The 10,279-nt window shown below is 43.7% G+C and carries 10 protein-coding genes; 7 read left to right on the forward strand and 3 right to left on the reverse strand.

From position 1 onward, the window contains the following. Window positions 1–87 precede the first annotated feature (87 nt). From GVT53_RS00595 to GVT53_RS00605, 3 genes are all read right to left on the reverse strand, one after another. The gene (locus tag GVT53_RS00595; protein ID WP_166246967.1) at window positions 88–816 is read right to left on the reverse strand and encodes a pirin family protein; all 729 of its coding nucleotides are present in this window, start codon (window positions 814–816) and stop codon (window positions 88–90) included. Between the two features lie 105 nt (window positions 817–921). Beyond that, window positions 922–1,536, reverse strand: a complete 615-nt coding sequence (yihA, locus tag GVT53_RS00600) for a ribosome biogenesis GTP-binding protein YihA/YsxC (RefSeq protein WP_166246968.1) — start codon at window positions 1,534–1,536, stop codon at window positions 922–924. Window positions 1,537–1,538: 2 nt separating this feature from the next. After that, on the reverse strand, window positions 1,539–2,303 hold the full coding sequence (locus tag GVT53_RS00605; RefSeq protein ID WP_166246969.1) for an alpha/beta fold hydrolase: 765 nt from the start codon (window positions 2,301–2,303) through the stop codon (window positions 1,539–1,541). 264 nt (window positions 2,304–2,567) lie between these two features. Here GVT53_RS00605 and GVT53_RS00610 point away from each other — a divergent pair, with 264 nt between their 5' ends. From GVT53_RS00610 to murD, 7 genes are read left to right on the forward strand one after another with little or no spacing between them, the layout of a single operon-like run. Continuing rightward, complete coding sequence (locus tag GVT53_RS00610) at window positions 2,568–3,023, forward strand: division/cell wall cluster transcriptional repressor MraZ (RefSeq protein WP_108244773.1); 456 nt, start codon at window positions 2,568–2,570, stop codon at window positions 3,021–3,023. After that, window positions 3,016–3,918 carry a 16S rRNA (cytosine(1402)-N(4))-methyltransferase RsmH gene (rsmH, locus tag GVT53_RS00615; protein WP_166246970.1) on the forward strand — a complete coding sequence of 301 codons (903 nt, stop codon included), beginning with the start codon at window positions 3,016–3,018 and terminating at the stop codon, window positions 3,916–3,918. Before GVT53_RS00610 ends, rsmH begins: the two co-directional genes overlap by 8 nt. A gap of 8 nt (window positions 3,919–3,926) precedes the next feature. Further along, window positions 3,927–4,244, forward strand: a complete 318-nt coding sequence (locus tag GVT53_RS00620) for an FtsL-like putative cell division protein (protein ID WP_166246971.1) — start codon at window positions 3,927–3,929, stop codon at window positions 4,242–4,244. Continuing rightward, a complete protein-coding gene (locus tag GVT53_RS00625; RefSeq protein WP_166246972.1) occupies window positions 4,244–6,253 on the forward strand; it encodes a penicillin-binding protein in 2,010 nt (669 codons plus the stop codon). Before GVT53_RS00620 ends, GVT53_RS00625 begins: the two co-directional genes overlap by 1 nt. Beyond that, entirely contained in the window at window positions 6,250–7,713 is a 1,464-nt protein-coding gene (locus tag GVT53_RS00630; RefSeq protein WP_166246973.1) for a UDP-N-acetylmuramoyl-L-alanyl-D-glutamate--2,6-diaminopimelate ligase, read from the forward strand. Before GVT53_RS00625 ends, GVT53_RS00630 begins: the two co-directional genes overlap by 4 nt. An 8-nt stretch (window positions 7,714–7,721) precedes the next feature. Then, window positions 7,722–8,942 carry a phospho-N-acetylmuramoyl-pentapeptide-transferase gene (gene mraY / locus GVT53_RS00635; RefSeq protein ID WP_166246974.1) on the forward strand — a complete coding sequence of 407 codons (1,221 nt, stop codon included), beginning with the start codon at window positions 7,722–7,724 and terminating at the stop codon, window positions 8,940–8,942. 2 nt (window positions 8,943–8,944) lie between these two features. Then, window positions 8,945–10,279, forward strand: a complete 1,335-nt coding sequence (gene murD / locus GVT53_RS00640; RefSeq protein WP_166246975.1) for a UDP-N-acetylmuramoyl-L-alanine--D-glutamate ligase — start codon at window positions 8,945–8,947, stop codon at window positions 10,277–10,279.

Raw genomic sequence — 10,279 nt, forward strand, 5'->3', positions numbered from 1 at the left:
AAAAGCTAATGGGATGTTCTGAAAAAAAACCATCCAAATAAAAAAGCCCCGTTGTCGGGGCTTTTTTATTGTTGAAAATCGAGCTGTTTAACGTCCGATCTTGTCCAAGCTCATAGGGACTTCCATAAGCAGGACCCTGCTATCTGTATTGGATTTAAAATCGAAGGAATCCACATCCCAAATCCCAAATCCATCCCGTTTTTCGAGCTTTTGTCCATTGATTTCGACTTCGCCCTCCAAAACGAAGGCATAAACACCGTTTCCTTCTTTTTTGATTTGATAGGAATCCGTTTTTCCATCTTCGAATTTGCCCAAATGGAACCATGCATCTTGATGCACCCAAACCCCTTCGTCCTCGGAACTTGGTGAAAGCACTTGGTAAAAGGCGTTCTTCCTTTCGATTTCGCGAATAGAGATTTGGTCATATCTCGGTTCCACGTTGCGTTTGTTGGGGAAGACCCAGATCTGCAAAAACTTTACCTCTTGGTCAGCGTTTTTGTTGTATTCGCTATGTTCAACTCCAGTACCTGCGCTCATCACCTGTACGTCCCCTTCCTTAATGGTGGTAGTGTTGCCCATGCTGTCCTTGTGCTCCAAATCCCCTTCCAAAGGAATGGAGATGATTTCCATATTGTCGTGTGGATGTGTCCCAAAACCCCTTCCGGGCGCCACTTTGTCATCATTGAGTACGCGGAGTACCCCAAAATGCATACGCTCAGGGTCATGATAGCCTGCAAAACTAAATGTATGGTGTGAATTCAACCAGCCATGGTCCGCATGGCCACGGGTTGCTGCTTTGTGTAATACGGATTTCATTGTATCAATCTTTATTAAATTAAAACTTGGGTTTTAGCTGATTGATTGGTCGTAAAAACAAACTATTTCTTACCAAATTGATTGATGACGGTAACGGTCTGAGGTCTAGGCGTTGCCTTTAAAAAAATCTTGGTTGATACCGTCAATGAACCCTAAAAGTTCTTCCCGGCCCATACGGTTTGATGATGAAGTGGTAAAATGTGGGGGAGCTTCCTCCCACGCGCCCTCCAATAATTTTTGAAGGTAGGCATTCGCCTGTCTTTCAATGGCACCGGGTTTAAGCTTGTCAGCCTTGGTGAAGATTATCGCAAATGGAATCTGATTGGTGCCCAACCACTCCATAAACTCCATGTCCACCGGCTGCGGTTCGTGTCGGATATCTACCAATACAAACCCGCAGACCAGTTGTTTTCTTTTTTGAAAATACTCAGTGATGTATTTCTGGAAGGTTTTTTTATCTTTCTTGGAGACCCTGGCATAACCATAACCCGGCAAATCCACCAAAAACCAATTATTGTTGATTTTAAAATGGTTGATGAGCTGTGTTTTTCCCGGTCTTCCCGATGTTTTGGCCAACGACTTGCGTTCCATCAACATGTTGATCAAGGAAGACTTTCCCACATTGGACCTACCGATAAAGGCATATTCGGGCAAAGGCTCATTGGGGCATTTCGCAACATTGGAGTTGCTCATTACAAATTCTGCCGAGGTGATTTTCATGTTTAGAAGTTACGCTTTTTCAACCAAGCCTCCAGGATACGGTTAAAATCGTTCGGATGTTCCATCATGGGGGCGTGGCCACACTTTTCTATCCAATATAAATCCGAGTCGGGCAGGAGTTCGTGAAATTCCTTTGCTACGTTGGGTGGGGTAACCGTATCGTTTTCTCCCCAAATAATACAGGTGGGGGTGTTCATATGGGGTAGGTCCTTGGCCATGTTATGGCGGATGGCACTCTTTGCAATGGCCAATGTCTTTACCAGTTTCATCCTATCGTTCACCGTTGCAAAAACTTCATCAACGATTTCCTTGGTGGCTACTTTTGGATCGTAAAACACGTCCTCCGCCTTTTTTTTGATGAATTCGTAATCACCGCGTCTGGGATATCCATCGCCCATTGCGCTCTCGTAAAGCCCCGAACTTCCTGTGATTACAAGGGCCTTGACCATTTCCGGGAACATTTTGGTATGCAAAAGGCCAATATGTCCGCCCAAGGAATTTCCCAATAAAATAACATCCTTCAAACCTTTATGCTCAATGAATCCTTCCAAAAACGTGGCAAAGTTCTTTACCGTGGTTTTTAAAAGCGGTAAATCATAAATGGGCAGTTCGGGAATCAGCACCTGATATCCTTTTGGAGGAAAATATTCGGATACGCCTTGGAAGTTGCTCAAACCTCCCATCAAACCGTGCAATATGATCATGGGAGTTCCTTCTCCCTTCTCTATGTAGCGGTATTTGCCATCCTCGATTAAATGCTCTTCCATCTATAGTCAGTTGGTAGTAAGAGGGGCAAATATAGGAATTTCATATCACAAAGATTTTAGGTTTTGACTTATCGGTTGCAAGTTTTCCCAAATTGATTAAAACTATTTCCGATTGCGCTCATGATGCGATTGTCGTTTTTGTTATGCAAAAAGGATGAAATGGTTCAAAAGTGGGGAATTTATTAACAAAAGTGGTGTTAAGTGGAGAAATGTGGAAATAAAATCTATATATTTGAGTTGTATTAAGTAACCAATTGATTTCTAGTGACCCATATCATAGGACAACATGATTGTAAAGCGGACTCCAAAGGAAGGGTGTTATTGCCCATTTCTTTGAAGAATCAGTTGGTGCCCGTGATCAAGGATGGGTTTGTCATCAAGCGATCTGTTTTCCAGCAATGTCTGGAGCTGTACCCCAAGGCCGAGTTCGATGTGTTGATGCAGAAGGTGATGAAGAAAAGCAAAATCAACCGAAAGTACGACGCTTTTGTAAGGAATTTTGTGGCGGGGATGAAGGAGGTCAGTATTGATGGTGATTCCGGGAGATTGCAGATTCCAAAAAATTTGGTGGAGTTTGCCGGAATCGAGAAAGAAGTGGTTCTGAACGCGGTTTTTGACAAAATCGAGATTTGGAACAAGGATCTGTACGAGAAAGTCTTGGCGGAAGGGGAGAAGGATTATGCCGACCTGGCCGAGGAGATTTTTGACGACGATGAGTAGTGCATATCATAATCCGGTACTGCTGAAAGAATCGGTGGACGGATTACATATAAAAGATGATGGAGTGTATGTGGATGTCACCTTTGGTGGCGGCGGGCACTCCAAAGAAATTTTGAAAAGATTGGGTGATGGCGGAAAACTGTTCGCTTTTGATCAGGATGAAGATGCGCTTAAAAATGCAATCGATGATCAAAGGTTCCAGTTGATCAATCAGAACTTTCGCTACCTCAAACAGTTTTTAAAGTTCTATGGCATTCGGAAAGTTGATGGAATCTTAGCGGATTTTGGGGTTTCCTCCCATCAGTTCGATGAAGCCGAGCGCGGTTTCTCCATTCGGTTCAATGCAGATTTGGATATGCGGATGGACAAAAAAAGCGAATTGTCGGCCTTTCGGGTGGTGAACGCCTACTCCCAAGAAGATTTAGCGTCGGTTCTTTTTCAGTATGGCGAATTGCGGAATGCAAATGCCATGGCCAAAACCATAGTGGAGGCACGATCGGAAGAGCCCATCAAAACAACAGATGACCTAAAAACGGTGCTGCGTAAGTTTTTGCCAAAAATGAAGGAGAACAAGATTTTGGCACAGATCTATCAAGCGATCAGGATTGAGGTCAATCAGGAAATTGAGGTGCTCAAGGAATTTTTTGAACAAGTGCCGGAGATGTTGAACGAAGGTGGCAGGTTGAGCGTGATCAGTTATCACTCCTTGGAGGACCGTTTGGCGAAACGCTTTATCCGCGCAGGTAGATTTGATGGTGAACCGGAAAAGGATTTTTATGGGAACATTAATGTGCCCCTTAAAAAAGTCGGGGGATTGATCACGCCATCAGCAGAAGAAATAGCGAACAATAACAGAGCGAGAAGTGCAAAGCTCCGCATTGCGGAACGCATATAAAATGTAAAATGAGAAAAGGATTACTGGACATATTAAAAGGAAAGTTTTTGGTGAGCGGAGATGCGCCCAAGAACTGGATGTTTTTGTTGTTCGCCTCTTTCTTGGCGGCCTTGATGATTTCCAGCAGTCACAATGCCGATAAAAAAGTATTGGAGATTGCCGAATTGAACGAGGAGGTAAGAAAGCTCAAGAGCGAGTTTTTTGAAGCTCGCTCCAGTGTACAGCAGCTCAAGTTGGAGTCAACCTTGCGTGAGGTGGTTGCAGAGAAGGGCTTGGAGCCGTCTAAAAACCCTCCACGAAAAATTAAAGTTAAATCAGCGGAATAGTGGCCATTACCGAAAAAAATATCATGAACAGACTGTACCTCGTAGCCGGGGGACTTCTTGTTTTGGCCATAGCCGTGGTGGTGAAGTTGGTGGATATCCAAATGGTGCAGGGCGAAAAATATAAGGAGTTGGCCCTGAGCAAGACCGAAAAGATGTTCACAATAGAGCCCAATCGTGGAAATCTTTATTCTGAAGATGGTAGTTTGTTGGCGGCCTCGGTTTCGAAATATGACATCCGTTTTGATGCAAAGACCGTTTCGCAAGAGAATTTTGAGAACAATGTTGCTGCATTGTCCGATTCCTTGGGCGCAATGTTCGAAAGACCATCATCTTATTATAGACAATTGTTCCGAAAAGCGAGGGCCAATGGCAATCGCTATAAGTTGGTGGCCCGTAATGTGGGTTATTTGGATTATGTGCGGATCAAGCAATTTCCATTGTTCAATTTGGGGCCGTACAAAGGTGGATTTATTGAAACGCATCGCGTGGTTCGCGAATACCCTCTCGGCAACATGGCCGCAAGGAGCATTGGTTACGAACGTGTCGATGAAAACGGATATTACACCCGGGTGGGTCTGGATGGTGCATTCGGTGAAACATATTTGCGAGGCAGGGAAGGTAAGCGATTAAAGCAAAAAATTGCCAAAGGGCAATGGAAACCTGTTGGGCTGGACAATATTGTAGAGCCACAAGATGGTTTGGATGTGGTTTCTACAATCGATGTGAACATTCAAGATATTGCCCATCACGAATTGTTGAAGCAACTCGAAAAATATAAGGCCGACCATGGTTGTGTGGTGGTCATGGAAACGCAAACTGGAGAAATCAAGGCGATTTCCAATTTGGGAAGGACTTCCGAAGGAAAATATTATGAAAAGCTGAATTACGCCGTTGGCGAATCCCATGAGCCAGGCTCGACTTTCAAATTAATGTCCATGGTGGCCGCTCTGGAAGACAAAGTGGTCGATACCAGCACGGTCATTGATACCGAAAAAGGAAGGTACCGCATTTATGATGGGGTTGTGAAGGATACCAAATGGGGAGGCTATGGGAAAATAACCTTGTCCAAGGCCTTTGCGGTTTCGTCCAACACCGCCTTTGCAAAAATCATCAACGAAAACTATAAGGAGCAACCTGAAAAATTCGTGAACCGTCTCATGAACATGGGACTTCATAAAAAACTGGACTTACCGATTATTGGCGAAGGCGACCCGGTAATCCGTTATCCCGGTGATAAGGGTTGGTCTGGAATTTCTTTGGGTTGGATGTCCCATGGTTATGAAGTGTCGTTGACCCCTATTCAAACCTTGGCGTTTTACAATGCGATTGCGAATGATGGCGAATATGTAAAACCTCGTATGATTCAAGAAGTAAGGGAAGGAAATAAAGTCGTACAGCGATTTGATAAAGAGGTGTTGAACTCTTCCATTTGCTCCAAAGAAACCGTCAAAAAGGCACAGCAACTATTAAAAGATGTAGTGGAGAAGGATTATGGAACCGGGCACAGGATGTATTCCAAAAATTTTTCCATGGCGGGAAAAACAGGGACCACACAGAAAAACTATGTGGAGAAAAATCCTGATAAGTTGGCGTACATCTCCTCGTTTGCCGGGTATTTCCCAGCAGATAACCCAAAATATTCATGTATCGTGGTGATTCATGAGCCAGATAAAGAGGAAGGTTACTACGGGGCGGATGTATCCGGTCCCGTATTTAAATCCATGGCCCAAAAAATACATGCTATTTCTCCCATGGTGGATGAGGTGGATAGCAAGATTATTGAAGATGAAGACTTGGAAGAGGAGTATCAACAATATTATGCCCAGGTTCAAAAAAAATATAGCACCGTGCCCAATGTGAAGGGCATGAGCGGTATGGACGCCGTTTCGCTTTTGGAAAATTTGGGCATCGAGGTCGAAGTACATGGGAATGGAAAAGTCAAAAATCAGTCGGTAAACCAAGGGACCAATATCAAACAGGTCAAAAAAATAGTATTGGAACTTTCATGAAGTTATTGAAGGACATATTATATGGAGTAAGCCTCTCCGCGGTGAGCGGGGACACCAACGTAATGGTGAACCAAGTGCATTTCGATTCCAGAAAGGTGGAGATGGACGATGTGTTCGTCGCTGTTCGTGGTACGGTTACCGATGGCCATAAATTCATTCAAAAAGCTGTGGATTTAGGGGCAAGGGCCATTGTGTGCGAAGAGCTTCCCCAACTTATGGTGAACGGCGTTACCTATTTGCAAGTTGACAATTGCAATAGTGCTCTGGCCGTAATTGCTTCCAATTTCTATGATAACCCCTCCAAGAACCTAAAATTGGTGGGTGTAACGGGAACCAATGGCAAGACTACGGTAACCACACTTTTATATAATCTTTTCAAAAAAGCAGGATTTAAGGTGGGGTTGATTTCCACCATTAAGGTATTGGTAGATGACAAGGAGTTCAAAACCACGCACACCACCCCGGATGTAATGACCATCAACAATTACTTGGCCATGATGAACGAGGTCGGGGTAGAGTTCTGTTTTATGGAAGTGAGCTCGCACGGAATCCATCAAAAAAGAGCAGAAGGACTCCATTTTGAAGGAGCCATCTTTACCAATTTGTCCCACGATCATTTGGATTATCATAAAACATTTGCCGAGTACCGGGACACCAAGAAAAAATTGTTCGATGGATTGCCCAAAACGGCTTTTGCCTTGGTCAATATAGATGACAAGAACGGACTGGTAATGTTGCAGAACACCCGTGCCAAAAAATATACCTACGCGTTAAAAACCTTTGCCGATTACAGGGCCCAGATTTTGGAAAACCAATTCAACGGTCAGCTGCTGAAAGTGGATGACAACGAATTATGGTCTAGACTCATCGGTGACTTTAATGCCTATAATTTACTTGCCATATACGCCACCGCCGATATCCTTGGACTCGAGAAAATGGAGATTTTGAGGTTGATGAGCGAGTTGGAAAACGTGGATGGCAGGTTTCAATATTATATATCAAAAGATAAGATAACGGCTATTGTTGATTATGCCCATACGCCGGATGCACTAAAAAATGTATTGGTTACTATCAATGCATTGAGGACTGGAAATGAAAACGTCATCACCGTAGTGGGGTGTGGTGGTGACCGTGACAAGTCTAAGCGTCCGGTTATGGGTCATATCGCATCCGAAATGAGCGATCAGGCCATTTTTACTTCGGATAACCCGAGAACCGAATCTCCCACGACCATCATCGAAGAGATGGAGGCGGGCGTCGAGGCGCAAAATGTCCGAAAGGTGTTGTCCATAGAAAACAGAAAACAGGCCATAAAAACCGCATGCAAGCTTGCGATGGCCAATGATATTATCCTAGTGGCGGGAAAAGGCCACGAGACCTATCAGGAAACCAATGGTGTCCGGGTCGATTTTGATGATTTTAAAGAAGTGAAAGAAGCTCTGCAGAGCCTAAAAAAATAATGTAGTCCATGTTATACTACTTGTTCGAATTTTTAGAGAAACAATACCAACTGCCAGGCGCGGGACTTTTTCAGTTCCTTACGTTCCGGGCGGCACTCTCCGTATTGTTGTCACTATTGATTGCCATGGTCTACGGAAAACGAATCATCCTCTATTTGCAAAAAAAGCAGATCGGGGAAAGCATCCGTGACCTTGGTTTGGAAGGACAAAAGCAAAAAGCAGGAACGCCAACTATGGGAGGGCTCATCATTATTGTGTCCACTTTGTTGCCCGTTATTCTATTTGCAGATATCAAGAACATCTATGTCATCCTTTTGATAGTGACCACCGTTTGGATGGGAATTATTGGATTTATCGATGATTACATCAAAACCTTCAAAAAAGATAAACAAGGTCTTAAGGGGAAATTTAAGGTTATGGGACAAGTTGGGCTGGGCCTGATCGTTGGACTCACCCTTTATTTTCATCCTGCTGTTACCATAAAGGAGAAGGATACCACCACCATAACCGAAACCTTTGAGGTGGAAAAGGTTTTCGGGGAAGAAACCAAGTCCGTGCGTACCAATGTGCCTTTTTTTAAGAACAACGAATTGGATTATGCCGATTTTATATCCTGGATGGGTGAAGGTGCGGAGGATTATGCATGGCTCATTTTTATTCCAGTGGTGATTTTAATTGTTACCGCAGTTTCCAACGGGGCCAACCTAACGGATGGTATCGACGGTCTCGCAGCAGGCTCATCAGCAATCATAGTATTGACCTTGGGAATTTTCGCCTGGGTTTCCGGTAACATTCAATTCTCCGATTATCTGGATATTTTCTATTTGCCAAGGGTAGGTGAGCTGGTGGTATATATTGCTGCATTCGCCGGTGCCTTGGTCGGATTTCTGTGGTACAACACCTATCCCGCTCAGGTTTTTATGGGCGATACGGGTAGTTTGACCATTGGTGGCGTAATCGCGGTAATCGCAATCATAGTTAGAAAAGAACTATTGATACCCATTTTGTGCGGAATTTTCTTTGCTGAATCATTATCTGTGATGCTTCAGGTCGGCTATTTCAAACGGACCAAGAAGAAGTATGGAGAGGGGAGGCGAATTTTCTTGATGGCGCCATTGCACCATCATTATCAGAAAAAATTATATCACGAGAGCAAAATAGTGACCCGGTTTTGGATTATTGGGATTATGCTGGCCATCATCAGCATTGTTACGCTAAAAATTAGATAGCAATGGGTCGCTTGGTGATACTTGGAGGTGGAGAAAGTGGTGTGGGAACCGCCATTTTGGGAAAGCAAAAAGGATTTGAAGTCTTTGTTTCGGACAAAGGCGAGATCCAAGAAAAATATAAAAAAGTTCTTGAACATTTTGAGATTGAATGGGAGTCCGGCGAACATACCGAAGCCAAGATCCTGAATGCCGATGTGGTGATGAAGAGTCCGGGTATCCCTGATAAAGTGGCATTGGTGAAGGCGCTTGTTGAAAAAGGGATTCCGGTAATTTCGGAAATAGAGTTTGCATCAAAATACACCGATGCGACCATTATTGGGATTACGGGAAGCAACGGTAAAACAACCACTACCATGTTGACCAATCATCTGTTAAAAGATGGAGGTTTACATGTGGGCATGGCAGGAAACATTGGCGATAGCTATGCTAAAATGGTGGCCGAGCAAAATTTTGACCATTACGTGTTGGAGATAAGCAGCTTTCAGTTGGACGGTATTGTGGATTTTAAACCCCACATCGCCATAATTACCAACATAACGCCCGATCACTTGGATAGGTATGATTACAAGTTTGAAAACTATATCGCATCCAAATTCAGAATAGCCATGAATCAGGATAAAAATGATTACCTGATCTACGATGCCGATGATGAAGTGATTCGAGATTGGTTGGAAAAACACCCGGTTCAATCCAAATTATTGCCCTTTTCCGTCAAAAGAAAATTGGAGGAAGGTGCTTGGTCGGAGAACAAAACGATAAAAATAAAATTAGAACATAAAACCTTGGAAATGAGTGAAGATATTTTGGCCTTGGAAGGTCAGCACAACGTAAAGAACACGATGGCAGCCAGCATGGCAGCTATGCTGGTTAAGGTCAGAAAAGAGACCATTCGCAATAGCATACAATCTTTTCAGGGCGTGCCCCACAGGTTGGAAAAAGTGTTGAAGATCAATCATGTGGAATACATAAACGATTCCAAAGCAACCAATGTGAACGCCACCTATTATGCTTTGGACGGTATTAAAAAACCGATAGTATGGATTGTTGGTGGTGTGGACAAGGGAAACGATTATTCCGAGTTGATGCCATTGGTCCGAGAAAAGGTAAAGGCAGTCGTTTGCTTGGGCGTTGATAATGCCAAATTATTGGATGCGTTCGGAAACGTAATCGACCTTATGGTAGAGACCTATTCCATGGAAGAGGCCGTAAAGGTGGCCTATAAAGTAGCGGAGCGCGGAGATGCAGTTTTGCTTTCTCCGGCGTGTGCCAGTTTCGACCTGTTCAAAAATTATGAGGACAGGGGAGATCAATTTAAAAACGCAGTAAAAAATTTGTAA

The sequence above is a fragment of the Flagellimonas oceani genome (assembly GCF_011068285.1).
Lineage (GTDB): Bacteria > Bacteroidota > Bacteroidia > Flavobacteriales > Flavobacteriaceae > Flagellimonas > Flagellimonas oceani.

Bases quoted from the DNA above. Each gene is read 5' to 3' on its own strand.
- GVT53_RS00620 (WP_166246971.1), top strand. From the start codon at position 3,927: ATGAGAAAAGGATTACTGGACATATTAAAAGGAAAGTTTTTGGTGAGC.
- GVT53_RS00595 (WP_166246967.1), bottom strand. From the start codon at position 816: ATGAAATCCGTATTACACAAAGCAGCAACCCGTGGCCATGCGGACCAT.
- yihA (WP_166246968.1), bottom strand. From the start codon at position 1,536: ATGAAAATCACCTCGGCAGAATTTGTAATGAGCAACTCCAATGTTGCG.
- murD (WP_166246975.1), top strand. From the start codon at position 8,945: ATGGGTCGCTTGGTGATACTTGGAGGTGGAGAAAGTGGTGTGGGAACC.
- rsmH (WP_166246970.1), top strand. From the start codon at position 3,016: ATGAGTAGTGCATATCATAATCCGGTACTGCTGAAAGAATCGGTGGAC.
- mraY (WP_166246974.1), top strand. From the start codon at position 7,722: ATGTTATACTACTTGTTCGAATTTTTAGAGAAACAATACCAACTGCCA.
- GVT53_RS00630 (WP_166246973.1), top strand. From the start codon at position 6,250: ATGAAGTTATTGAAGGACATATTATATGGAGTAAGCCTCTCCGCGGTG.
- GVT53_RS00605 (WP_166246969.1), bottom strand. From the start codon at position 2,303: ATGGAAGAGCATTTAATCGAGGATGGCAAATACCGCTACATAGAGAAG.